At 37.9% G+C, this 25557-nt stretch carries 21 protein-coding genes and 9 tRNA genes; 7 read left to right on the forward strand and 23 right to left on the reverse strand.

From position 1 onward, the window contains the following. Nucleotides 1-113 precede the first annotated feature (113 nt). The 20 genes from nadA to GQR52_RS14100 form a co-directional block, all read right to left on the reverse strand. Nucleotides 114-1154 (reverse strand): quinolinate synthase NadA, encoded by a 1041-nt coding sequence (nadA, locus tag GQR52_RS14005; protein WP_010554042.1) that lies wholly within the window; start codon nucleotides 1152-1154, stop codon nucleotides 114-116. A 141-nt stretch (nucleotides 1155-1295) separates the two neighbouring features. Further along, a tRNA-Lys gene (locus tag GQR52_RS14010) sits at nucleotides 1296-1371 on the reverse strand. Between the two features lie 63 nt (nucleotides 1372-1434). Beyond that, nucleotides 1435-1510, reverse strand: a tRNA-Lys gene (locus GQR52_RS14015). An 83-nt stretch (nucleotides 1511-1593) separates the two neighbouring features. Next, a tRNA-Lys gene (locus GQR52_RS14020) sits at nucleotides 1594-1669 on the reverse strand. A 24-nt stretch (nucleotides 1670-1693) separates the two neighbouring features. Further along, nucleotides 1694-1769: transfer RNA gene (locus GQR52_RS14025), tRNA-Lys, on the reverse strand. Between the two features lie 83 nt (nucleotides 1770-1852). After that, nucleotides 1853-1928 (reverse strand) — tRNA-Lys (locus GQR52_RS14030). An 85-nt stretch (nucleotides 1929-2013) separates the two neighbouring features. Next, nucleotides 2014-2089 (reverse strand) — tRNA-Lys (locus GQR52_RS14035). 84 nt (nucleotides 2090-2173) lie between these two features. Further along, nucleotides 2174-2249: transfer RNA gene (locus GQR52_RS14040), tRNA-Lys, on the reverse strand. A gap of 70 nt (nucleotides 2250-2319) precedes the next feature. Next, nucleotides 2320-2395: transfer RNA gene (locus GQR52_RS14045), tRNA-Lys, on the reverse strand. Between the two features lie 226 nt (nucleotides 2396-2621). Next, the gene (ybgF, locus tag GQR52_RS14050; RefSeq protein WP_165728847.1) at nucleotides 2622-3368 is read right to left on the reverse strand and encodes a tol-pal system protein YbgF; all 747 of its coding nucleotides are present in this window, start codon (nucleotides 3366-3368) and stop codon (nucleotides 2622-2624) included. A gap of 13 nt (nucleotides 3369-3381) precedes the next feature. Further along, a complete protein-coding gene (pal, locus tag GQR52_RS14055) occupies nucleotides 3382-3924 on the reverse strand; it encodes a peptidoglycan-associated lipoprotein Pal (RefSeq protein WP_165728848.1) in 543 nt (180 codons plus the stop codon). Between the two features lie 34 nt (nucleotides 3925-3958). Continuing rightward, nucleotides 3959-5317 carry a Tol-Pal system beta propeller repeat protein TolB gene (gene tolB / locus GQR52_RS14060; protein ID WP_165728849.1) on the reverse strand — a complete coding sequence of 453 codons (1359 nt, stop codon included), beginning with the start codon at nucleotides 5315-5317 and terminating at the stop codon, nucleotides 3959-3961. 9 nt (nucleotides 5318-5326) lie between these two features. Beyond that, on the reverse strand, nucleotides 5327-6253 hold the full coding sequence (tolA, locus tag GQR52_RS14065) for a cell envelope integrity protein TolA (protein ID WP_007580388.1): 927 nt from the start codon (nucleotides 6251-6253) through the stop codon (nucleotides 5327-5329). Between the two features lie 4 nt (nucleotides 6254-6257). Next, on the reverse strand, nucleotides 6258-6686 hold the full coding sequence (gene tolR / locus GQR52_RS14070) for a protein TolR (RefSeq protein WP_007580386.1): 429 nt from the start codon (nucleotides 6684-6686) through the stop codon (nucleotides 6258-6260). Then, on the reverse strand, nucleotides 6673-7377 hold the full coding sequence (gene tolQ / locus GQR52_RS14075; RefSeq protein WP_007580384.1) for a protein TolQ: 705 nt from the start codon (nucleotides 7375-7377) through the stop codon (nucleotides 6673-6675). The genes tolR and tolQ overlap by 14 nt, the downstream gene beginning before the upstream one ends. A 1137-nt stretch (nucleotides 7378-8514) precedes the next feature. Next, entirely contained in the window at nucleotides 8515-9522 is a 1008-nt protein-coding gene (gene ruvB, locus GQR52_RS14080; RefSeq protein ID WP_165728850.1) for a Holliday junction branch migration DNA helicase RuvB, read from the reverse strand. Nucleotides 9523-9529: 7 nt separating this feature from the next. Further along, nucleotides 9530-10147: a Holliday junction branch migration protein RuvA gene (gene ruvA, locus GQR52_RS14085; protein ID WP_002960647.1), complete on the reverse strand. Its 618-nt coding sequence runs from the start codon at nucleotides 10145-10147 to the stop codon at nucleotides 9530-9532. A 2-nt stretch (nucleotides 10148-10149) separates the two neighbouring features. Further along, nucleotides 10150-10674 carry a crossover junction endodeoxyribonuclease RuvC gene (gene ruvC, locus GQR52_RS14090; protein ID WP_002960649.1) on the reverse strand — a complete coding sequence of 175 codons (525 nt, stop codon included), beginning with the start codon at nucleotides 10672-10674 and terminating at the stop codon, nucleotides 10150-10152. A 130-nt stretch (nucleotides 10675-10804) separates the two neighbouring features. After that, the gene (locus GQR52_RS14095) at nucleotides 10805-13306 is read right to left on the reverse strand and encodes an FtsX-like permease family protein (protein ID WP_165728851.1); all 2502 of its coding nucleotides are present in this window, start codon (nucleotides 13304-13306) and stop codon (nucleotides 10805-10807) included. Beyond that, complete coding sequence (locus tag GQR52_RS14100; RefSeq protein ID WP_165728877.1) at nucleotides 13296-14009, reverse strand: ABC transporter ATP-binding protein; 714 nt, start codon at nucleotides 14007-14009, stop codon at nucleotides 13296-13298. Before GQR52_RS14100 ends, GQR52_RS14095 begins: the two co-directional genes overlap by 11 nt. Here GQR52_RS14100 and GQR52_RS14105 point away from each other — a divergent pair, their 5' ends adjacent. The 3 genes from GQR52_RS14105 (at nucleotide 14010) to GQR52_RS14115 (ending at nucleotide 15115) form a co-directional block, all read left to right on the forward strand. After that, nucleotides 14010-14633, forward strand: a complete 624-nt coding sequence (locus GQR52_RS14105) for an arylesterase (protein WP_165728852.1) — start codon at nucleotides 14010-14012, stop codon at nucleotides 14631-14633. A 111-nt stretch (nucleotides 14634-14744) separates the two neighbouring features. Further along, a tRNA-Pro gene (locus tag GQR52_RS14110) sits at nucleotides 14745-14821 on the forward strand. Between the two features lie 141 nt (nucleotides 14822-14962). Continuing rightward, nucleotides 14963-15115, forward strand: coding sequence for a hypothetical protein (locus GQR52_RS14115; RefSeq protein ID WP_165728853.1), 153 nt, complete (start codon nucleotides 14963-14965; stop codon nucleotides 15113-15115). Here the strand turns inward: GQR52_RS14115 and GQR52_RS14120 are convergent. Continuing rightward, complete coding sequence (locus GQR52_RS14120; protein ID WP_165728854.1) at nucleotides 15108-15722, reverse strand: Fic family protein; 615 nt, start codon at nucleotides 15720-15722, stop codon at nucleotides 15108-15110. The two genes, GQR52_RS14115 and GQR52_RS14120, sit on opposite strands and share 8 nt — an antisense overlap. Before the next feature lie 184 nt (nucleotides 15723-15906). On the opposite strand from GQR52_RS14120, the gene GQR52_RS14125 reads away from it, so the two are divergent. Next, nucleotides 15907-16179, forward strand: a complete 273-nt coding sequence (locus GQR52_RS14125; RefSeq protein ID WP_240914478.1) for a hypothetical protein — start codon at nucleotides 15907-15909, stop codon at nucleotides 16177-16179. A gap of 239 nt (nucleotides 16180-16418) precedes the next feature. Here the strand turns inward: GQR52_RS14125 and GQR52_RS14130 are convergent, their stop codons facing one another. Then, the gene (locus tag GQR52_RS14130; RefSeq protein ID WP_165728855.1) at nucleotides 16419-18965 is read right to left on the reverse strand and encodes a tetratricopeptide repeat protein; all 2547 of its coding nucleotides are present in this window, start codon (nucleotides 18963-18965) and stop codon (nucleotides 16419-16421) included. Then, nucleotides 18965-19798, reverse strand: a complete 834-nt coding sequence (locus GQR52_RS14135; RefSeq protein WP_165728856.1) for a hypothetical protein — start codon at nucleotides 19796-19798, stop codon at nucleotides 18965-18967. The genes GQR52_RS14130 and GQR52_RS14135 overlap by 1 nt, the downstream gene beginning before the upstream one ends. Nucleotides 19799-20893: 1095 nt before the next feature. Here GQR52_RS14135 and GQR52_RS14140 point away from each other — a divergent pair. The 3 genes from GQR52_RS14140 to GQR52_RS14150 all read left to right on the forward strand — a co-directional run bounded on the left by GQR52_RS14140 (nucleotide 20894) and on the right by GQR52_RS14150 (nucleotide 25491). Continuing rightward, on the forward strand, nucleotides 20894-22552 hold the full coding sequence (locus GQR52_RS14140) for a molecular chaperone HscC (RefSeq protein ID WP_165728857.1): 1659 nt from the start codon (nucleotides 20894-20896) through the stop codon (nucleotides 22550-22552). An 88-nt stretch (nucleotides 22553-22640) separates the two neighbouring features. After that, nucleotides 22641-24743, forward strand: coding sequence for a CDC27 family protein (locus GQR52_RS14145; protein WP_165728858.1), 2103 nt, complete (start codon nucleotides 22641-22643; stop codon nucleotides 24741-24743). Next, the gene (locus GQR52_RS14150) at nucleotides 24736-25491 is read left to right on the forward strand and encodes a DUF1266 domain-containing protein (RefSeq protein ID WP_165728859.1); all 756 of its coding nucleotides are present in this window, start codon (nucleotides 24736-24738) and stop codon (nucleotides 25489-25491) included. Before GQR52_RS14145 ends, GQR52_RS14150 begins: the two co-directional genes overlap by 8 nt. The last annotated feature ends 66 nt before the right edge of the window (nucleotides 25492-25557 follow it).

Here is a 25557-nt window from a genome sequence, read left to right on the forward strand (position 1 = left end):
AGGCATTTTTAAATATGAGCCTTTAAATGCTTACTTATCAAGCAATAACTTATCTATATGCACAAAAAACGGCTAAATCTAAGGCCTAACCGTTTTAATTTATACTTTTAAAATTACTTAGCCATGCTCGCAGTAAATTCAAGCATGCGATTAAGCGACTTAAGTGCGCCTTCGCGTAAACCCATATCAACGAATACTTCTTTACCTTTAGGGCTTATGAGGGCTTCCTCAATCGCTTTTAAGCCATTCATTGCCATCCAAGGGCAATGTGCGCAACTTTTACATGAAGCGCCCTCACCTGCCGTTGGAGCCGCAAAAAACTCTTTATCTGGACATAGTTGCTGCATTTTATAAAAGATGCCGCGATCGGTTGCGACAATAAACTTTTTATTGTCCATTGTTTGCGCAGCTTTAATTAATTGGCTCGTAGATCCAACCGAATCGGCAAGTGCAACAATTTCTGCTGGTGACTCAGGATGAACTAATACGCCTGCATCTGGGTGTAGCGCCTTCATATCTTTTAAGGCTTTAGTTTTAAATTCGTCATGTACGATACATGCACCATTCCACATAAGCATATCAGCACCGGTATTTTTTTGAATATAACTACCAAGGTGCTTATCTGGGCCCCAAATGATTTTTTCGCCTTGCTCATCAAGGTGCTCTACTATTTCAAGTGCACATGATGAGGTTACAATCCAATCTGCACGTGCTTTAACAGCCGTAGAGGTGTTTGCATACACAACCACTTTACGGTCAGGGTGCTCGTCACAAAACGCTGAGAACTCGTCTATCGGGCAACCAATATCTAGCGAACACGTCGCTTCAAGCGTTGGCATTACAACCGTTTTATTTGGCGTTAAAATTTTGGCTGTTTCGCCCATAAATTTCACGCCCGCGACGATGATCATATCTGCATCGTGACGTGCACCAAAACGTGCCATTTCTAGCGAATCGGCAACGCAGCCGCCGGTTTCTTCTGCAAGTGCTTGAATTTCAGGATCGGTATAATAATGTGCAACAAGTACTGCATTTTTATCTTTTAGTAATTGTTTTATACGCGCTTTATATTCGCCTTGCTCGTCATTTGTTAACGGTGCTGGCTTAGGGGGGAAAATATAACCTTCAGGCATAATAGTTTGAGCTAGACTCATGTTCTCGACCACTTATCTACAGTGCATTAATTAGGGCGAATTATACGAGAATATAAACATAAATAACAGCAAACTAGTTAAGCTGTTTATAAAAAATAGAATGGGAATTTAAAAAAGAATATAAAGGAAAGTATTAGAGAGTGGTGGGTCATGATGGATTTGAACCATCGACCAATTGATTAAAAGTCAACTGCTCTACCAACTGAGCTAATGACCCGCTCTAATATAAATCTGCTTTGTAAAAAGCTGCGTAAATCCGCCGATTAAAACTTTCATAGAATGGTGGGTTATGATGGATTTGAACCATCGACCAATTGATTAAAAGTCAACTGCTCTACCAACTGAGCTAATAACCCGCTCTATGCGCTTATTCAATTATGAATGAAGCTTACGTATATCCGCCGATTGATGCCACACACTATTCACAAGGAATAAAGAATGGTGGGTCATGATGGATTTGAACCATCGACCAATTGATTAAAAGTCAACTGCTCTACCAACTGAGCTAATGACCCGCTCTTATATAACTTTTCATAGAATGGTGGGTTATGATGGATTTGAACCATCGACCAATTGATTAAAAGTCAACTGCTCTACCAACTGAGCTAATAACCCGCTCTATGCACTTATTCAATTATGAATGAAGCTTACGTAAATCCGCCGATTGATGCCAAACACTATTCACAAGGAATAAAGAATGGTGGGTTATGATGGATTTGAACCATCGACCAATTGATTAAAAGTCAACTGCTCTACCAACTGAGCTAATAACCCGCTCTATTGTTGCGTTTTAAATGCAACTTACTACTTTACGTAAATCCGTCGATTGGAACCAATCACTATTCAAAGGAATAAAGAATGGTGGGTTATGATGGATTTGAACCATCGACCAATTGATTAAAAGTCAACTGCTCTACCAACTGAGCTAATAACCCGTTCCAGTTGCTAACTTATTTCTAAGTTAAAGCCTGCGTAAATCCGCCGATTGATGCCACACACTATTCACAAGGAATAAAGAATGGTGGGTCATGATGGATTTGAACCATCGACCAATTGATTAAAAGTCAACTGCTCTACCAACTGAGCTAATGACCCGCTCTGACGTTGCGTTTTATAACAACTTAGTATTCTACGTAAATCCGCCGATAAAAGACCATTCAAAGAATGGTGGGTTATGATGGATTTGAACCATCGACCAATTGATTAAAAGTCAACTGCTCTACCAACTGAGCTAATAACCCGCTCTTTTTGTCGCATTTCGAGTGGGGTAACCATTCGTTTGCTGCGGGCGCTTATAATACTTATTTATAAAATGAGTGCAACCGAAATTGTCTCTTTTTTTAAGTTTTTATGTCTAGATGCACAAAATTAAACCGTTTGTGCTCAAACTACATGCAAATCCAAGATTCTTCGAGAGTTTCCATGTAGTTTGCTCGCCCTAACTAGAAATTTAATCGCTAGTGAACTTTAGTTTCCTAAACGATCAGTTGCTAGTTTTGCAGCGGTTGTACTTGGGTATTGATTGATAAGATCGCTCAATATTTTTTGCGCTTGCGCCGCTGAACCTTGATCTTGTAAAAGTGTGCCTAACTTTAGCATTGCATCTGGACGTTTATTAGAATTTGGAAATTCGTTCACAACGACTTTAAAGTGCTCTACTGCTTTTACACCATCATTTTTAATAGTAAGCAACTGCCCTAACCAATAATGCGCATTAGACGCATATACAGAGTTTGGGTAGGTAGTTAAAAACGTTTGAAATTCAGGAATTGCTTGGTCGTAGCGTTTATCTTTCATTATTAACGCAACAGCACGCTCGTACGCTTCGTTTTCAGATAAGTCACTGCTATAGGTCTGTGCATCGTTTGGCTGCGCCTGATCGGCTACCGGAGCTGCTGGCTGTGTATAAGCTTGGCTAACGCGGTTTTCAATCTCTTGGTACAACTCACGCTGACGCTGCAGTACTTTTTCAAGCTTGTAGCTTTGCTCTTCAGTTACACCGCGAATTTGGCTTACTTCATCTTGTAACAAATTAAGCTGTTGCTGTAACTCTACTTGTAAAAAGTTACGCGACTGCATCATATTCTCAAGCGACGCTAATCGCTTCTCAATACTTGATTGTGAACTTGCAGCTTCTGAAACAGGAGCGGGAGCAGCCATTAACTGGGTGCTCCCGCTCAATATCATGGCTGCCAAAATAATTTTCGGCTTCATAATATCTCTTATCTTAGTAAACTAGTACCGCACGGCGGTTTTTAGCGAAAGCTGATTCAGTGCGAGACTTAACCATTGGCTTCTCTTCACCGTAGCTTACCACTGACATTTGGCTAGCTGAAACACCTAAGCTTAATAGGTATTTTTCAACTGCTTGGCCACGGTGCTCACCTAGTGCAATATTGTACTCTGGCGTACCGCGCTCATCTGCGTGGCCTTCAATTAGTACTTTAACAGATGAGTTTTGAACTAAAAACTCAGCATGTGCACGAAGCAAGTCTGCGTACTTACTTTCAACTGTCGCAGTATCAAAATCAAAGTAGATTACTTGCTCTTGACGAAGTGCTTCGTATTTTTGACGAAGTTGCTCTTCTGCTTGTTGCTCAGGAGAAATTGTCGCTACTTCAACCGTATCAGTATTCATTGATTGCTCAACAACACCTTGGTTTGATTGGTTTGCAGCACCTTCGTCAATATCTGAAGATGAGCTACAAGCTGCTAATGTCATTACTGGCACAGCAATTAGCAGGCCTTTAAGTATTTTGTTAAGTTGCATTGAGTAGATTCCTATTTTGAGTAAACCAGTAATATTACTGTAAGTATGGCGACCAAGCTGGTGCCTTTACTTGTCCGTCTAGCACAGGTAACCGTGCCTTAAAGCGGCCGTCCATCGATACTAGCGCAAGTACCTGTTTATTATTATGAAGCGTGCTATATATAATCATCGAACCATTTGGCGCTATGCTCGGTGATTCATCTAGGCGTGTTCTCGTTAATACTTGGAACGCGCCTGTAGCCAGCTCTTTCTTAGCAAGATGGTACTGCCCGTTGGTACGGTTAACCATCACTAATTCTTTTCCATCTGGTGTTATTGAACCAGCAAGATTCATATCACCATCAAAGGTGAGTCGCTGTGACCTACCAGTTTTTAAATTTAACTTATAAATCTGAGCATTACCACCCCTTTCAGATGTAAACACAATATCTTGACCATTAGGGTGCCAAGATGGCTCAGTATCTATGCTACGGTGATTTGTTAAGCGTGTTTCTTTGCGTGTAGCTAGGTCAAGCAAGTAAATTTCTGTTGCACCCGTCTTGTCCTTAGAAAGGACTAACAATAGCTTTTTACCATCTGGCGAAAACTGCGGTGCACCATTAATACCACGGTAGCTTGCTATTATTTCGCGTTTACCTGTGTATATATCTTGAATGTAAATTTGGCTTTGACGGTTTTCAAACGTTACATACGCTAACTTAGTACCATCTGGTGACCACGCTGGCGACATTAAAGGCTCTTTTGAGCGAAGTAATACTTGCTCATTAAATCCGTCATAATCTGCAACAACTAACTGATAAGGCTTATCATCATTATCACGTACTATTACATAGGCAATTTTAGTTAAAAACGCGCCTTTTTCACCAGTCAATCTTTCATAAATAACGTCACTGATTCGATGAGAGTAACGGCGAAAACCACTTTCACCAATAACACTTTCACGCGCTTCCAAAATATGATCTTGGCTTTTAACTAGCTTACCGTTACTCATCATTTGTGTGTTGCCACCGGTAATTTGGCCGCGGATCACGTCAACTAACTCATAACGCACTAAGTAACGCCCATCAGTTTGCTGCTCAACTTCGCCCACTAATATCGCTTCCACACCTTTATTAACCCAAGATGCGTAATCAATTTCGCTATCTTTGGTTGGCTGTTGTGGCATCTGCGCTACATCTACAGGTTTAAATTTACCACTGCGCATTAAATCGGCAGCAATAACACTGCTTAATTTTTCAGGGATTGGGCCAACACCTTGGTACTTAAAAGGTACTATAGCAATGGGCCTTGCACCGTCTACACCCTCAGTTATTACAATTTCAAGTGCTGCATTAGCAACACCCACAAACCCAAACAGTAAAACTAAACAGGCTATTTTTATTTTGTTGAACATATCATTCCTTTAAAATTCTGGCTTGATTGTTAAATTAATATTCTTAAGTTGTTCGAATACGTCTTTATCTTTAGATACCGGTAATGTGTCGGCCATGCGCACTGCTCTTAATGCAGCTTCACATACCAACTTATCGCCACCTAATGATTTAACTTGCGTTACTAAACCATTAAAACCTAAACGAATATTTACTCGGCACTGTTGGTTTTTCATTTTTTCATCAATCAATAAGTTTTGCTGAATACGCGCCATAATTAATGCACGGTACTTATCAACTTCGCTTACCACTTGTTGTTGACGTATTTTACTACGGGCAGCCTGCTCTTTGGCAAGTTGCTCTTGTAACATTTGCTCTTGCATTGCCTGCTGGCGTTTACGTTCTGCCTCGGCTGCACGCTCTTTTGCTTCTTCTTCACGTTTTTTACGTTCAGCTTCTGCTTTTTTAAGTGCGTCTTCTTCGGTTTTACGCTTATCAGCAGCAGCTTTTGCTGCACTTTCAGCTTCTTGCTTTTGCTTTTCAGCTTGCTTAGCTTTAGCGCGCTCTTTTTGCTCAATGGCACGTGCTTTTTTAGCTTGTGCTTGCGCCTCGGCTGTTTCTTTTTCTTTAGCTTTACGTTCTTGCTCTAGCTTTTTAATATGCCTAGATTCAGATTCGCGTTGCTTACGTGCATTGGCCGCTCTGCGTTCTAAATCGCGGATACGTTTGTCTTCAGCACTTTTTTTATCTTTTTCTTTCTTTTGAAGTTCAGCAATTTTTTGCTCAACTTGTTTTTGATCAACTGTAACGGCTGATACTGCTTTATCTGGCGTAGGTATAGCCGAATTAAGCGTTACTTCCATTACTTTAGGTGCTGGCGGATGAATGTTTGCAGAGGCATACAAAAAACCACCAATTCCTAAATGAAGTACTATCGATTTTACTACTGAACTATTCATACAGCTACTTCCCCTCAAAGGATTCAGTCATTAATCCTACTGATGGTACGCCTGCATTTTTCAAAAAATCCATTAGTAATAATACTTCTTGATACGACACCTTACCCGAGCCTTTAATCATAACTGGCACGTCAGGGTTTTTCATTAACTGTAATTTTATAACCGCAGCAACATCAAGTGCTTCCATAGGCTCTTCAGGATCAGTACCTACGCTTACATAATATTTACCCTCTGCATCAATTGAAGCAATAATGGGAGGAGTATCTTTAGTATCAACTAAATCAGACTCTTCCATTTTAGGTAAATCAACTTTTACACCGTGTGTAATAAGCGGTGCTGTTGCCATAAATATAATAAGTAATACCAACATTACATCAATGTAAGGTACTACATTAATTTCTGCGACCGGACGGCGCTTTTTACGCTGATACATTCGCTTGTGCCTCTATTTGTGTAGCTGCTTGACGGTGTAAAATATTAGCAAACTCTTCCATAAAGTTAATATAATGAGACTCAAGCTTTTCAACACTATTTGAAAAGCGGTTATAAGCAATAACGGCCGGAATTGCCGCGAATAAACCCATAGCAGTCGCAATAAGTGCCTCTGCTATACCGGGTGCTACCATTTGTAATGTAGCTTGCTTAACTTCACCTAGTGCAATAAAGGCATTCATAATACCCCACACTGTACCAAACAAACCGATGTACGGACTAATAGAACCTACCGTTGCTAAAAACGATAAGCTAGATTCAATTTTTTCAATTTCACGAGAAAGCGCAACACGCATAGAACGATGCGTCCCTTCCATAACAATACTCGCACTTTGAAATGTATTCTTTTTATGACGAGCAAACTCTTTAAAGCCTGAAGTAAATAAGGCTTCAATACCTTGAGACTGACCGCTGCGTGACGATATTTCGTTATACAATTTACTTAGATCAATACCAGACCAAAATTTTTGCTCAAATTTCTTAGCATTTGATAGTGCATCTGATATTGCTTTTTTACGCTGAAATATAATTGTCCACGACATTACAGACATGGCAACTAGCCCTAACATCACTAACTGAACAAGCAAGCTTGCTTCTAAAATTAGGTCTAAAAAATTAAGCCCTGATCCCACGTTAAACTCCTAAGTAATTTCAAAATACGGCAAATTGGTTAATTTGTGTAAATATGACCGTTTATACGGTCAAAAGTTGCATCTAGTGTATCTAGTCCATTTCAAACTGACAACGGTATTGCTATGAATAGGCAACAAAAAACGTTAAAAAACAGCTTTAGTTGGCATTTCCCTTTGCCTCAGTATTTTATTTAATCTTTTAAATAAACTCGCTAACTATAAATATGCGTAAATATATAAGTAAAACGTCATAAAATGCGCCGTTTATTCAAAATAAGAGCATAAACACTCAAAACCTATAAGCCTTACCTTCACGTAACAGTAAAACTAATACCGAGCCACATCAAAAGAAATTACTTAAGCTAGAAATTTCATTAACTTATAAATTTAACGATTAATTAACGCGCAATATTCAAACAACAATAAAATTCACCGAATTAGTTTTTCTAATCTGAAAATACAAATTTTCTAGTTTGAACAAAAAGATGATCTTACGTATTATTCTCCCATACCGAACTAGCGCACCGAATGAGATAGCTTCATTAAGCCAAGTTCTTAGTAATAGGATATTTTATCGTATTACATTGTTTTACTCTTTCTGGATAAAACCAAATTCAGTAAAACGTAGTTCCCTGGATTACTTCCTTCAACTTGTTGTTTGCCCGCATTTTTTGCGGGCTTTTTTTTGCCTACAATTTAGTGCGCTGCATATTTTATACCAACCTGCATAAATCTTTGATCAATTTAACGAATTAAATTGCACTATAACGTCGTTAAAATTTTTTATTTAGAACAACTAGATACAAAAACTTTTGCCTAGTTCTAGCGTAATTTTCTTAACGTTAAGTAGACCCCATATATAAGCAGATTGGTATTATTTATAAACTAATAATTGCCCTACCTATTTTACAATAAGTAATTCGGTTACTAGTTTGAATGGTACGCAGGATAGCTTCGCGAGTCTTAACGCCCTGTGAATTAACAGTTAACTATAAAGCGTATAAATATTTTGAAATAACATTTGCAACAGTGTGCTGAGGTTTTGGGTAAAATACCAGCCGTATAAATATTTGAAAGAAAGGGATACTAAGTCAATTACCTGCTGCGCAATAAACCACAGCAAGTAAAGTACATAGGCTAGTCTTTTTTAGGAAGTAAACCAAAGTGATGGTATGCGATGTCTGACACTATTCGCCCACGTGGTGTGCGCTGAATAAACCCTTGCTGAATTAAAAATGGCTCTATTACGTCTTCTATTGTTTCACGCTCTTCGCCAATAGCAGCCGCTACATTGTCGAGCCCTACAGGGCCGCCCATAAATTTTTCAATTATAGCGAGTAAATATTTGCGATCCATATAATCAAAACCGCTTTTATCTACGTCAATCATATCAAGCGCTTGCTTAGCTACTTCGGCGTTTACTGTGCCGTCAGACTTTACTTGTGTGTAATCGCGTACACGGCGTAATAAACGGTTCGCAATACGTGGTGTACCACGTGAACGTTGCGCAATTTCGGTTGCGCCGTCGTCGCACATTTCTAAATCAAGATAATGTGCAGAGCGCCCTACTATATGTGATAAATCCTCTACTGAGTAAAACTCTAATCTCTGTACAATACCAAAACGATCACGAAGTGGTGATGTAAGTGAGCCTGCTCGTGTGGTTGCACCAATAAGTGTAAATGCTGGTAGGTCTAATTTAATAGAGCGCGCAGCTGGGCCTTCACCAATCATTATATCAAGCTGATAGTCTTCCATTGCTGGGTAGAGTATTTCTTCAACTTGCGGGCTTAGTCTGTGTATTTCATCAATAAACAGTACATCGCCTTCTTCTAAATTAGTAAGTAACGCAGCTAAATCGCCTGCTTTTTCAAGTACAGGGCCGGATGTTGTTTTAATACTTACGTGTAATTCGTTGGCTACAATATTTGCAAGCGTGGTTTTACCAAGCCCTGGTGGGCCAAATATTAATAAATGATCGAGCGCTTCACCACGGGTTCGAGCAGCTTCAATAAAAATTTCCATTTGCTGCTTAACATGAGGCTGGCCTCTGTAGTCGGCTAAAAGTTTTGGTCTTATTGCACGATCTATAGAGTCTTCATTTGTTTTTTCAGTCGCATCAATTAAGCGATCCGCTTCAATCATGGGTTACTCACAACATTGATTTTAAAGATTCTCTAATAAGAACCTCAGTAGACATATCGGGTTTGCTTATCGATTTTACTGCTTTTTGAGCTTGTGGCAATTTATAACCTAACGCAAGCAGTGCTGATACGGCATCGTCTGCTGCATTATTAGCAATTGTCGCATCGCTCATTGGCTCTATTACTGCGCTATCGCTAAATGGCGTAAATAAATCATTGCCCCAATCTTTTAATCTGTCTTTCATTTCGAGTACTAAGCGCTCGGCTGTTTTTTTACCTACACCCGGTAATTTAACAAGCGATGTTGAGTCTTCGTTATTCACACAACTCACAAATTGCTTAGCTGACATACCCGATAAAATAGCTAAACCAAGTTTTGGCCCTACGCCATTTGCTTTTAATAGCTCTCTAAATAAGGCACGCTCAACTTTATTATTAAAACCAAATAATAACTGAGCATCTTCGCGCACTACAAAGTGCGTATAAACAATCGCGTTTTCACCAATTTTTGGTAAATCGTAAAAACAGGTCATTGGCATTTGTACTTCGTAACCTACACCACTTACTTCGAGTAAGATTTCTGGTGGCTGTTTTTCGACTAAAATACCATTTAAACGGCCTATCATAGTTATTTCCTTAAACGTCCTCTAACGGTTTTGCTTGCGCTACCCGCTAGTTTAATTAAATTTTGTTCTGAGTGAGCATGGCAAATCGCAATAGCGAGTGCATCAGCTGCATCGGCCTGTGGTGTACCGGGTAGTTTTAAAATATTTTTTACCATGTGTTGCACTTGTGTTTTATCAGCGCCACCGTTGCCTACTACAGCTTGCTTAATTTGCCTAGCTGAATATTCAAATACGGGTAAGTCGGCCATTGCAGCGCCCACAATAGCAGCGCCTCTAGCTTGGCCTAGTTTTAAAGCAGAATCGGGGTTGTGCGCCATAAATACTTTTTCAATGGCAAAGGTTTCTGGTGAAAACTGCTCAATAAGCTGTGTAATGCCTTGATAGATCATTTTAAGCCTAACCGGGAAAGGATGATCGGCTAACTTAATACAACCACTGCCTAAGTATGTAAATTTAGAGCCTTGGTGGGCAACAACGCCATATCCGGTCAAACGTGAACCAGGATCGATCCCTAAAATAATGGCCAAACAGCACTCCATTGTTATTATTTTTAAATTACGCTAATAATGCCAGAGCACTGTATAAATTACCAGTACAAAGAACAACAAAAATGCCCACGTGTTAGGTGGGCATTTGAAGGAGCATGTTAGTTTAAGCTTACCCTAGGGCACGCACTAATCCTTGGGTATTTTGTTTAAGTGTTCGGGCAATCATTAAATAGCCTAAACCAGCCACAAATACGCCGCCAGCTACCGGACCAATAATCCATATATGCGGATGTAACTTACCTGCTAAATCAAACATTTGTTGCTGCACAATTAAAAGCGCTATATCACTAAAAAATGCGGCAACTAAGCCAGCTAAACCGCCGAGTAATAAAAACTCGTACAAGGTCGCGTTTTTAATTAATCGGCTTTTAGCGCCAAGTGTTCGCAGTATGACAATTTCTTGCATACGCTCACCTAAACTAGCTTGCACTTGCGATATAAGTACAAGCGCGCCACACAGCACAACAATTGCAAGTACAAAGCCAATGGCGAGTGATACTTGCGAAATAGTTGTTTGTATTTGCTTAACAAAGTTATCAATATCAATCGCTGTAATAGTAGGGTAAGTACGCAATAACTGGCTAAAATCACGCTTTTGATCTGGGTTTATACGTACCGACGAAATATACGTTGCCGGAAAATCTGCAAGTACATCTGGGCTTAAAATAATAAAAAAGTTAGGTTTAAGCGTGGCCCAATTAACTTTGCGCACACTGGTGATTTTAGCGTCGAACGACTGCGAACCAATTAAAAATGTAAGCGTGTCGCCTATCTCAACATCTAAACGCTCAAGCATCGACTCCTCTACTGAGGCTTCAGCCATCGCATTTTCACCAAACCACGTGCCTTGTGTTACTTCATTTTGGTCAGGCACATCTTTAAGCCATGTAAGGTTTAGCTCGCGGCCAATACCTGCACGTGCTTCTTCGTCTTTTTTCTCGTTGTCTTGCAGTGATACAGAACGTGCTACCAACTCGCCGTTTACCGCATTTACGCGTCCACGAATAGTGGGATAAAACTCTGATACCTGAATATCTTTTTGTGCTAAATACTCATTAATTGGCTCAAGCTCATTTTGCGTAATATTAACTAAAAATGCATTAGGCGCATCGTTTGGTAGTTGCGACTGCCAATCAGATATCATGTCGTTTTTAAGTACCACTAAAAACAGCAGTAATTTAATCGCTAACGAAAAACTAATTAACTGTACCGCGTTCACATTTGCACGCTTTTGAATAGATGCAATTGCAAGCGACCAACTGTTACCTGGCTTAAGCCCTAATTTTCGACCGCCACCAAATATTAATTTAGATATCAAAAACAACACACCAATTAGCGCAAGCGTTGAGGCAAACAAAATAAGCGTTATTTTTATGTTGTTACTAAATAACCACATTAATAAAAACACAGTTAGCGCACTCATGCCTAAATGCACACGACTTACTGCCAACTTGTCACCTAAGTTACGGCGCAGCACTCTAAGCGGTGGAATATCAAATAAATCAAATAACGGTTTAATAGAAAACATAACAGCACAAATTACGCCAGTGCTTATAGCCACCAGCCAAGGTTTAAAGCCACCTAAAGGTAGCTCTGTGCCCATACTTTTTGATAAGTAACTTGTTGCTATTTCTTGCAAGCCATAACCAATTAAAAGCCCAATACTTACCGCCATTGCACATACAAGCAATAAATGGAGCATGTATATTTTGCGGATCATTGAACGGCTACCGCCTAGCGTTTTCATCATCGCTACTGGATCGTATTGGCGTTCACAATAACGTTTTGCTGAAACGGCTATAGCCACTGCGGCTAAAATAATACCCAATAAGCCAGCGAGCAATAAAAAGCTCTCTGCGCGGTTTAAACTATTTGAAATAGGTGATTGACGGTCTTTAACGCCGTACCATTGTTGGTTTTCTTTCATTTGTGGTTTGAGCCACTCGTAAAAGCTATTTATGTCAGCCTCACTACCGGCATAAAGTTGGCGGTAATAAACACGACTACCCGGTTGCACAACTTCGGTTTTTGCCACATCGTCAATATTAATAAGCACACGACGGCTGCTTGAAAATACATTAAATGGCGCATCGGGCTCTTCTACAATAACTTTTGAAACATTAAATAATGCAGCGCCAAGTTCTACTTGCGCACCTATATCAATGTTTAAACTGTAAAATACTGACTCACTTAGCCACACATTACCAGGCGCTGGACCGCTATTAGCAACCTTAATTTCACCTGTTAAGGTATCTTTAACTTTTAACTGCCCTTTTAACGGGTACGCATTAGATGCCGCTTTTACTGAGCTAAACTGCATTTCATCATCGGCAAACAACATAGTGTCGAAGTACACCATTTGCGCCGTTTTTAAATTTTGGCTCTGTGCTTTAGTAATAAAAGCAGTGTCAAGCACATGATCACTGGCTAGAACGCGATCTGCAGCAATAAAAGCACTGCTTTTTTGTGCAATACTTTGCCCTATTCGCTCAGTAACCATCGACAGTGTAAGTACGGTTAAAACAGCAAGTGCGATAGCCGCGCTTATAACGGTTAACTCACCACGGCGAAATTCTCGTGAAAATAACTTAAGCGCTAACTTAACCCACATCGGCAACGTCCTCTACTTCGCTTTTTACCAGTAAACCCGCTTCTATTTGAATAATATGCTCACATTTTTGTGCAAGCCCTTCATCGTGAGTAACTAAAATAAGCGTAGTGCCATGTTGAGTATTTAAATCAAATAATAAGGATTCAATCATTTTACCGTTTTTGCTGTCTAAGTTAGCCGAAGGCTCATCAGCAAACAGTATTTTAGGTGTACCAATAAAAGCACGCGCTATAGCAACACGTTGTTGCTCACCGCCAGATAGCTGCGACGGGTAATGATCAATTCGATGGCTCAAGCCTACTTTTTCAAGTAGAGCTATTGCTTGCTCTTTCGCATCACTTTCGCCAGCAAGTTCTGCTGGTAGCATAACGTTTTCAAGTGCAGTTAAGCTCTGTACTAACATAAACGATTGAAACACAAATCCAATTTTAGCCGCGCGCAGTGCAGCACGTTCTTCTTCATCTAAATTGTGTAATGGCTCGCCATCTAAAAATATTTCGCCGCTGCTTGCAGTGTCCAGCCCTGCTAATAAACTGAGTAACGTAGATTTACCAGAGCCCGACGTGCCAACAATAGCAACAGACTCGCCATGCTTGACATTAAAGCTGATGTCGCTGAGGATGGGCAGCTCACCTTCAAAGGTAGAGACTACTTTAGACAAACCATTAACTTGTATTATATTTAATTGAGAAAGCGCTGACATATGACTCATTCAATCCTACGTTTAGTATTCATTTTATTTTTAGTTATCAAACCGCTGAGTGCAGCAGCCAACAACACGATTTTAATACTCGGTGACAGTTTAAGTGCAGCCTACGGACTTCAACAAGAAGAAGGCTGGGTAAAATTGTTACAAGATAAATACGATGACGAACAAACCGACATAGAACTTATCAACGCCAGTATTAGTGGCGAAACATCTGGAGGCGCCCTACGTCGTTTAGATGCATTGCTTGAGCAATACGAACCCACTCATGTACTTATTGAGCTAGGTGCTAACGACGGTTTACGTGGTTTTCCAGTTAAAAAAATGCAAGCTAACTTAACGTCTCTTATTCAAAAAAGCCAAGCAGCTAATGCGATGACCGCCTTAATGGAGATTTACATTCCCCCTAATTACGGTCCGCGTTATAGCAAAATGTTTACAGACACTTTTACAGACGTTAGCGAAGAAACAAATGCGCATTTAATGAACTTTTTTATGCTAGATATTGCCAGCCAATCTGATCTAATGCAAAACGATAGTTTACACCCTAACAAAAAAGCCCAGCCATTAATACGAGATGAGATGTATGACTCGATCAAAAAGTGGTTAAATAAAGACTAGCCAATTAATACACCGCAAGAGAGCTATTTTATGCCTCTTGCGTAATAAACATCCAAACAAACAATCGCTTATTGATTTTTAAAAAAATACACGTACTATTGCATACAAAGTCGGTATGTGGCGCAGCTTGGTAGCGCACTGTCATGGGGTGGCAGGGGTCGAGAGTTCGAATCTCTCCATACCGACCAATTAACAACATCTAACCTTAGATCCAAACCTAATCCTGAGCTTTCAATACTTCCGTAAAATAATTCTTATAACGTTAATTGATATCACGAGTATCTAGGTGTAAGGTTAATTCCAGATACATATTTATTTGAGGTGGTAAAATGAGTAAAAATAAGAAAAAAATCACAAAGAGTATGATTTTAAGATCTGTTGCTAGCTCTACTGCCATCGAAACGGGCGAAACAGTTAAAACAATAGAGAAAAAGCTAAAAGCAAACAAACTCAAATACGAGTCTCTTTCACTCGCTATTTAATTATATCTCTCACAAGCCTTTCAATGTGTTGGTAATCTCTATTTACACCCGCTTGAATTGACTTGAAATAAAAGTCTTTATGCTCGTCCCACAAGCTATAATCAAGCGTTCCTTTACCAGCTTTACTACACAAAAAATCCATTAATAAACGGCTTATCCTACCGTTACCTTCGCGAAATGGATGAATTAAAATAAACTCAACGTGGCTCTGGGCTAAAAATGCCACTAGCTCTTCATTTGTCATTTCTGGTAATTTATTAAATCGAGATAAATACTCATTTTCAAATAACCTAATATTTTTCTCAATTTGTAAAGGCGACATAAACTGAAATCCGCCCTTGCCCATATCAATACTTCTTATTTTCCCTGCCCATTCATATACATTACCTAGCCATTGCCTATGCCAACTAGCCACATTTTGAAAAGAAAAAGTAACACTTTCTGAGTCAGCCGTTGTAAAAATATTTTCATATAGCTTAATTAAAAGAACTGCTTCAACATCATCCATCTCCGCTTCATCAACGATCGCTAACTTGTTTGCTAAAACTAGCCTTTCAGATCCAGGTTGATATTGCGCTTCAACAGAATCACTCTCGTATTTAGACATTTTATTGAACCAGTAAAATAATGAGTGTAAAAGTGCTTAACAACCAATGCAAGTAACCTTTAGCGTTGCCCATTTTATGTAAGTCAAAACTATGTAAATCACTGAATATGAAATACCACAATGATGAAACTAAACGGCAAACTTTTGATTCAAAATGGTCTGGTAGAAATGCTGTACTAATACCGTGACACCTAAAGGAGGTTTAATACGCGAAGTACTAATACCCCACGATTTATCAGCTAAATTGAAACTTCGTAAATTTAATCAACCTGTCACTGTCGTTGATAGAAAAATTAACTACTTACAGCGCTACGATATAGGAGGCGGTAAAAAGTGGTCGGATTCATTTAATAAAGCATCAAACCGTACGCTTTCATTTTCCAACGGTGCTCACGGCCTTAGGCATAGCTACGCACAAGAAAGGCTATTAGAGTTGATACTTAACCAGTATCCATAACAAATAGCATTAGAGACAGTTTCACAAGAAATGGGACATTTTAGGACTGAGATTACTGAAGTTTATTTAAGATGATATTTATTGAAACTAACAAATAACACAAATAACAATATGATAAAAACTGTTTCGTTAAAACGATTTATTTAAATTAGCCGCAATCATTTACGGCCAATTTAAAAGTAATGAATTATGTGCTCTTCAATAAGAATTTTTTCAGATATTTTTAAGCTCTATATTATTTAGGCTGCACGATAAATAACTTTTAATTGTTCATCGAGTAAACATTCTAAAGTATATGTATCATCGTTTTGTGCCTTAAGATACTTCTCTATAACCATTTCTTTTAAACCTTGAGCAAACTCTGGGTATATGACTCCATTAGCATTGAGTGCATCTAGGACTAAGTGTTTTTTCCCCTGCTCACCGTAGATAATAGCTTTTTGCAATGCGTCATTATAAGATTCAACTTTTTTTACAAATCTAAATGCAGCTTTATTCTGTTTTTGTTTTAAACTAGCTATTGATAAGCAAGCCGACAGTTGAGTTCCGTAAATTCCTTTAAAATTAAGTTTAGTATGGTATGCCTTCAACATAATCTTTTTGGATGCTCTGGCGTCTGAACTTAGTTTTATAATTGCAAATTCGACAGCCTCATTTAAACCTTCAATATCTTCAATATCTTCAATATCTTCAATATTTGAAACTTTAGAGTCGTTTGGATAGGCTTCTTTCCTCTGCTTTTGACCATTTTCCGTAGTCAAAGCATTTAAATATTGAATCCCAAGGAGAGCGCGGCTATCTAATGAGTTAAATGATAAAACCTCTTTGTATTGTTCTCTAGAAGCCTGAAATAAACCTTGCTCTTTTAATATTCTTGCTCTCTCAACAAGACCCATCGTATATTTTGGGTGACTTTTTTTAAGTTCATCTAATATAGTTAATGCTTCTAAATAAAGCCCTTGAGCTTTCCTCAGCATTGCATACTTTAGTTGTATCGATGGTTTATTTTTAAAGTCATTAGTAATTAAATTATAATGTTGAATCGCTGATTTATAATCTTTTTTGCTTGTCAGTAAGTATAGTAATTCTGAGTGCAACTCATGAAAATGCGGCTTTTCAGTTGCTACCTTTGTTAAGAAAAGACAAGCTTTCGCTGTATCTCCTTTAAAGTGAAGAACTCTAGCCTTAGTCAAATCTGTAAAAATATCTTCATAAGTAGAGAAACAAGAAGCTTCATTAATTAGTTTTTCTGCTGTATCAAATTTACCCGTTTTGGCATATATATATGACATTGCACAATAAACGACTCTTTGGGTTTCACGATCTGAATATAATGATAAAGCTTGAGAATAAACCTCTAAACTTTTATCGTATGATTTTAATTCAGCATGCACAGAGCCTTCACCTAAATACCCTTTTGAATCTTCAGGCACTTCTCTTTGAATAATTCTGTAAACTTCAAGAGCTTCGGAATACCTACCTGCTGCACGTAACATATCTCCTTTAACAAATAGCATATTAGCGTTTTTGTCATTAAACTTTTCAGCTTCGGTAATACATTCCCAAGCTTGAGGAAAGTTATGCATTCCAACGTATGCTCTAGCCTTACCGACGATTCCAAACAGATAGCTATCAACATCACCATCTAAACAAGTTTCAAAAAAGCTCATTGCTTCATGATAATTTTCTAAATTCAGATATGCATCGGCAACATGCCCATAGGTTCTATAATCTTCTGGTGCCAATTTAGAGGCTTTCAGAGACCACTCAAGTTGTAAATCAAATAGTGTTAATCGTTTGGCACTCTCTGATAAGCGGCATAAAGAGATCGCAGCGTATTGATTACCACCATTAAACAATTGATACTCGACTAAAGAATCTATTTCTTGTGTTAAAACTCCATACCGGCCATTTTTTAAATGCTTTTTAATATTGTCAATTTTCTTATTCACGGACTCTAGAATGCCAGTCTGTGATATATGCGCTTGCTTTGGCTTACTTCTTATAAATTTTTCGGTCACCAAGCTAGAATTATCCATCATGCTAGAAATATTTTTTGACTTACTAGGTTGCTTCCTAGACTCACTATCGCAATAAGATTCTAAAATAGATTTTAATTGGTTGGTAAAAGGAACTGCACCATTATCTGATAACTCTTTTAATTTTGGGGTCAGCTCAAACAATAATTCTTGTTGAAGCTGCACGAGCTCCAAGTTTCCAGAAAATAGTTTTTCTGAAATCTTTTTAGAAACAAGAAAGCCCTCAATAAGAGACCTAACTTTTGCGCCGTATGAATATTCATAGCATAAGTCATTTATTGAAATAGTTAAGGTTTTTATTTTATCTTGTGATGATATGAGCGAATTTAACAGCTTTACGCAAAAGCTAGTATCATCATCCAAATTTGGTAGTTTTTTGGCATCGAAGAGCTCTAAGTTTCTACTGTACATAACATTTGCAACATACTGATAGCACTCATCATCTTTTTGGAATACAGAATCTAGCTCTTTAATTAGAAGAAGCTTAGACTCTCTGTCTATAGAACCATCAAACAGCATTAGAAATAAAAGCAAGCTTTGAGAGTTTTGTGTGTCACGATAAAGTCGCTGACGTATATGTTTTTTGTCACGAACAGTTACACTATAAAAACTATTCTTTTTTAATATAGAGTTCGCTGACTCTACAGAAATTTCCTCTTGAGTCGGTGTTCCATGCTTATACATAGAAACAGCGCTACCATTAAAATTAAGAGCTAGGCCAGCTGAGCTAGAAACATAAACATCCATTATTCACCTCTAACTTGAAATTCAATATTCTTGTTTGAAAGCAAGATTTTTGCACAAGTAACCATGCTATCATCCTTATCAAGTATAGTTACTTTCTCGAAAATTTGGCTAGTAATTGTGCCATGAATATGAGCTTCAATATAATCCATGTTGTTTTCTTCAGAGTAAAGGAGTGATTTCATTTCTTCAACAGTCTGGTTAGCAGAAAACTTAGAATGTAATTTACAAACTGCCAAAGTATTTTTTTTATCCCAGGTTGCTCTGTAGCCCTTTGGAGGATTCGACGTAGCACTAACTTGATGTTTTTCAACAAAGGTGTAAACATCTTCTTCAAAAAAAGTTGTTCTATTTTTTATAAAAGCTGTATTGAGCTTAATTGAAGCGCCACCATAATAAGAACTACCAGAGTCAGTTAACGATAAAATTCCATAATGAATATCTCTATAATAGCCAGGGCTAACAATAGACTCGTAGCCGTCTCTTTTTGGATCATATTCATTATTTTCATAATTACGAGCATTCCCTGCGACTTGCTGGTGAAATGTAGAGATCATTCGATTGTCTCCTAGGGCTGAAATTAAATCCACAAGGTTTCTACTCATTATCACGAACGAGTTATCCATGGCACTTTCAAGCATCTCTTTTTTAGACTCAAGCCCTTTCAGCTTAACAGAAGCATTTGCATTCATATATCTGTTGGCAAGAGCCTGCTCTTCATGGATAGCCTTCCTTACATTAGGAAAGCCTACGTGATTATTGCAAACATTACATGATGTAGCTCCAATGCTAATTTCATGCCCACAATCACATTTTTCGACTACATTCATTGCCATAAAATTTTAATCATCCCTAAGTTCATTCGATTATACCAACCTTTCTCTTTAGCGTATGTAAGCTAAATCTCACAGCATAATTTAAATCTGATCGAGTTTAATAGAAATTTATAAGTCTACTTTTAAACTTGTCGCCTTTCCATATAGTCCTTAAAGTCAAAGAGTTTTTTACTTTCTCTTGTTCATGTTTTAACTTATTTCATTTAGTACTTCCTATTAACCCAGTAAATTACATTACATAGAAGCACAAAGTATGTCCTTATGTTCTAGTCGGTACGTGCATGAATAATTTAGCTTCTATAAAGACATTAATTGTCACTTTAGAGTGATATTACCCTTCGTAATTTAGATGTAAGCGACTTTGTATACAGATAACTCAATATTAAAAATTACTGATAGTAAGGGATAATGGGGTCGCGTCTTGCCTTTTGCCACTTTCAGTTTGAATGGCACTTTCTGGCCACTCGACAACATAAACGCGGTAAGTCGTGTTGTTGCTAGTCAATTCATCATTTTTGTCGGATGGTGTGGCTTCGCCACTTATCCAACCTACGTCAAAAGGTAGGTTGGTTAAGCCGAAGGCGCCACCCAACAGAGTTTCAGATTCAAGCCTTGAAGGCCCGCTATTGGCACAAAGCAGTCGGGGAAACTAGTCCAGATAGTTCTAAACTTTACTTCCAAAGTTTCATATTTTTTTTAATTTCAATCTAAGCACTCTGTTACATTATGCTATCCAATATCTTTTAACTGTTCTTAAACTAAGATTTAATGCTGTTTGAAAGTAAGTTACTCTTTAATATTTAATAACCTGACTTCACTAACAGTAAATCTGCACAGTTCTTAAGTAATACCTAGAATGTGGCTGTTCTTCAATTAAGTTTTCCTTATACATTAAATAAACACCCGCTCGTTGACATTTTGAATAAAATAAAGTTAAGCGTATAATTTTCAATCAGATATTAATAATAGGTTTTTAATTAAACTGTACAATGATATCGGTGCGAAACTAAGTTGAATTTAAGGTTCTGTCTTTAAGGCTATGTATTCAGTAACTTAGCGTAGCGATGATTTAAGTCATTCTGTAAGGGAAATAAAATGAAGATAGGGATAGATCTCGGTACAACTCATAGCGTAGTTGGAATTTGGCAAGATAACGCCGTTAAGCTAATTCCAGATATGGAGGGCAATGTGCTCGTCCCTTCAATTGTTGGCTTGTCGGAAGACAATTATATTCTTGTAGGCCAAGCCGCTAGGGATCGATTAGCAACACACCCTGCACATACCATTTCAGAATTTAAACGTTTTATGGGCACTGATAAAACCTTTTCATTGGGCGAACAAAATTATAGCGCAACGGAATTATCTGCCATTTTATTAAAAAGCCTAAAAGAGCAAGCCGAACATTATTTGCAAGAGCCAATCACTGAGGCTGTTATTTCGGTACCTGCCTATTTTAATAATAAACAACGCCAAGCAACGCAACAAGCCGCTTTGCTTGCAGGTTTAAAAGTTGAGCGATTACTTAACGAACCCACCGCCGCAGCACTCGCTTATGGGCTCGATAATAAAGACTGTGAGCAAACTTACTTAGTACTGGACCTTGGTGGCGGTACATTTGATGTGTCGGTTATTGAGGTGTTTAACGATATTTTTGAAATACACGCCTCAGCAGGTGATAACTACCTAGGCGGTAACGACTTTACTAACGTAATTGAAGAAGACCTTTATAAGAAAAATGATTTATACAGAGGTTTTTTTTCAGATAGTGAAAATCGTAATATTTGGTCTTTGTGTGAGCGCTTAAAGTGCCAATTAACTAACGAGCCAGTAGCGAGTTTTAACTTTGAATATAAAGAAAAAACATACCCATATACTCTCACGCTCGAAGATTACCGTACATTGTGTAGCGAGTTAATAGAACGTATTAAGTTTCCTATTAACCGTGCTATGTCTGACGCCGATTTAACACTTGAAGACGTTGATGGGCTTATTCTTGTTGGTGGCGCTACACGTATGCCTATTTTTCAGCAGCAAATTAGTCGTGTATTTTCACGTATACCACAAACCCAATATGACCCTGACCATGCTATTGCCACCGGTGCTGCAATTCAGGCAGGTATGAGCGCACGTGATAAAGAATTAAAAGATGTAATAATGACTGATGTTTGCCCATTCACTTTAGGAGTTGAGGTAAATAATAAACATGGTCAGTCTGAGTTTTTACCTATTATAGAGCGTAACGCAACTATTCCCGTAAGCGAAACTCGTTCTGTTTATTCAGCTCACCCAGAACAAGAAAAAGTCCTAATTAAAATTTACCAAGGTGAACATTACCTCCCTAAAGATAATGTTTTTTTAGGTGATTTAGAAATAGAGCTTGAGCAGTTAAATATAGTACAAGAGTTATATTTAACTTATACCTACGACCTGAATGGTGTACTTGAGGTTGAAGTGACTAATGTTGCAAGTGGCAAAAAATACCGTACTTATGTAGGTGAAAATGAAGAAAGCCTGAGCGAAAGTGAATTGCGTGAACGTTTTGCACGACTTAACGCACTTAAGGTTTTGCCTAAAGATAAACTGGTAAATACTGCATTTAAAGCAAAATTAGAGCGCTTGTTTCAAGAAAACCTAGGAGATAAAAGGCGTGAAATTGGCGAGGCGATTGGCCAATTTATGGAAGTATTGGAAACACACGATAACCACAAAATAGAACGTATGATCGAAAATATAAAGCGCTATCTTAGTTATTAAAATTAGCTATTAAAGTTAGTTATTAAAGTTAACTAATAAAAAATAGTTTCAGTTAAAAAATTACATGCATTAAATAAAGAGTGAAGTAATGAACCATTGGAAAATATTAGGCATTGAAGCCACAACAGATAAACGCCTTATTAAACTCGCTTATACAGAGCTGCTAAAAAAAACATCGCCAGCTGAGTTCCCTCAAGAATTTAAAGATTTACGCAAAGCATACGAGTTAGCCATTAAAGAGGCTAAACAACCTACTCAAAATGAAGACAAAGCACCCAATCAAGTATTTGAAGACGAGTACGAAAAACAAGGGGTTACTAACGAGTCATTTTTTGATGAAGAAGCGCCCTCCTCTGCATCTACAGAAGTTGAAATTGTTAAGCCTCAACCAATTGAACTCAATTGTGTTCGCTCTATTGCAGAGCTGCAAATAGCGCTCAATGAATTATATTGTAATGTGTCATCTCGTAGCGATGTTGAACAATGGAAATTATTATTTTCAGCCCCATTATTTTGGGATGTTGATCAAAGTCAGCAAGTCTTATTCACTTTAATTGATTTCTTGTCAGAGCATTACTTTTTATCTGCCACGGTATTTAAGTTTTTAGATGAGAGTATAAAAATCTCTAGCGAACTCGTCACTAGTAAAAATAATCACTACCGTGAACTTGCTATTGCACTGCACCATTATATTCAGAGCCTACCACTGCGTATAGAATCACCATCAAATATTGATGAGGATATTAGCTTTGAACAACTGCATCAGCATCTTCAGTTACGTAACTTAATAGAAGAACAATGTATATATTCTAAGCTGACAGCAAAGCAGCTAATGATATTAATGCAGCGAGTCAATTTGGTATTTTATAATGACGAGTCACTTTATCTTTATGTGGCTAACTATTTATGGACATTGGATGCATACACAGAAATCAGTAAGTTAGTTGGCTCGTTACCGCCACCTACCGATGCAAGCATAGAACACCTGCGAGATTTACAAGCACACGCAGAATTTAAGCTTGAAAACTATGATATTGCACTCACTATTTATCTTGCGCAGCGAGAACTTATAAAAAGTTTTTATGCGATGAAGATGACTAAAGAGATTGGTCTGTGTTATTTGCACCTTAAAGATTATGAAAAAGCTTATATATTTTTAAACTCTTATTTTTATATTCGTCCTGAGGAAATAGACCTTCGCTCTGCTTTGATTATCGCTCGTCGACACTACATAAAAGATCTTAAAAAAAATGAGGAAAGTAACGCGCTTAAAATAGCGACGTTGCAATTTGAAAATGGTCGCTATCAAGATGCGTTAATAACGACTCAAACATACTCTTTGGTTTTTGACGCTAATTGTAATTATTTGCAAGCTTTATGCCTTGCTAAGCTAGAACGCTTAGATGAAGCATTTGACGTTTTTATCGCCTTTATGAATCTTCATTTACAAAAGCTGGTAGATCCTTGGCCACTACTCGTTGATTTATTTATCTACTGCCCAGACTCAATTGATTTTAATTTGATAATGGAAACTATAGCTAAAAAAATACAGCCATCTCCTAATAAGTTTTACAAAACCCCTCGTGTACTAGGTTCTGTACAAGAGAATATATACTCACAATTAGAACTCAAAACATTAGATCTCCCAGCGACTGACCATGTTGGAAAACCCACTAAACCAATGGGTTACGCCCTATATCCAGATTTAGAGTATAAACAGCAATATGCTTGGGCAATGCTACATGCGTTAATGGCTAAATTAGTAAATATCGAAAACGAAGCTGTTAAGAAGCAAGTAAAACAAGCCGCTATTTATGCGATTAAACAAGCTATGCCAAAAATCACACACCAACCAAGTTGGAGCTTAAAGTTTATTCACTTAGCTTTTGATATAGATGATTTTGATACCTGTATTAAGCTTGTAAACATTGCAATTAGCGAGTTTTCTAATTTACCACAAGCTTACTATTACAAAGGCCGATCGCTAGCGGCGTTAGAGCAATATAATGAAGCAATACCCGTATTACTATTAGCTGCAGATAAATATGGTGATCAGAGGCTTGGGATATACTCACTTGAATTTGCAGTGGAGTGTTGTGAAAAGCTCGTTGAACTTGGGCAACCAATGCATGCTAATTACAACGATATATGCTTAAAACTACAAACAACAAAGGAGATTGTAGATGCATAATCAAAGTGAAGTACCTTGTGTAATTAAGGATGATACGGACTTAAGCTCAGAGCAAAAATTATGGCTTATTAGCCTCTCAGGGCACCTTTCAATGCAAAATGGCTATTCATTGGATGTCCTAAAACATCATAATAAAAACTATACTGACGAGGCTATTGCTAAAGGAAATTTAAGTATTTTAGATAATGGTTATGGCGTTACAACAAAAGAAGAATTGATTGAAACTTTAAATGTTTTTTATAACACGTCAAATAGCCAAGTTTTTATGAGCTGCATGGCTGAACTCACCAGAAATGATTTATTAGCAACATACAACATTGAAGATAAATTTACCGCCTATCAAAATACGCCTATAGGTATTATGTCTGACTGGGCAGGAATACATAAAATCTCACTGGCTCGTTGTGGTATTAGAGCTTTTGATATTGGTCGCTATGCTTTTTTGTGTCGTTGTGGTGTTACCATTAATTTTTTAACTGAAGAAGAAGCATGGTGTTACCTCAAGCATATTGGAAAACTGGCACAGACCTTATTTGTTAGCTGGCAAGAATATGCAACTAGTTATGTGGTTGGTCGATGTATATGGCAGAAAATTAAAACTCAAGAAATGTACAGCGAGCCAAACCCTGATTTTAATTTTAGTCATGATTTATTTGAAAAAATAAATCATACGGCTGCTACATTGCAAAGTATATTAGCTGATGACGAGCACCCATGGTGCCAATTAGATTGGAAAATAGACTTTTGATCCCAATTGAAACTACAATATTTTGATTTTATAAATACAGATTGAATAACTCCTTTTGCAGCAGAG

It is taken from the genome of Pseudoalteromonas sp. 31A1, assembly GCF_011378815.1.
Taxonomy (GTDB): Bacteria; Pseudomonadota; Gammaproteobacteria; order Enterobacterales; family Alteromonadaceae; genus Pseudoalteromonas; species Pseudoalteromonas arctica.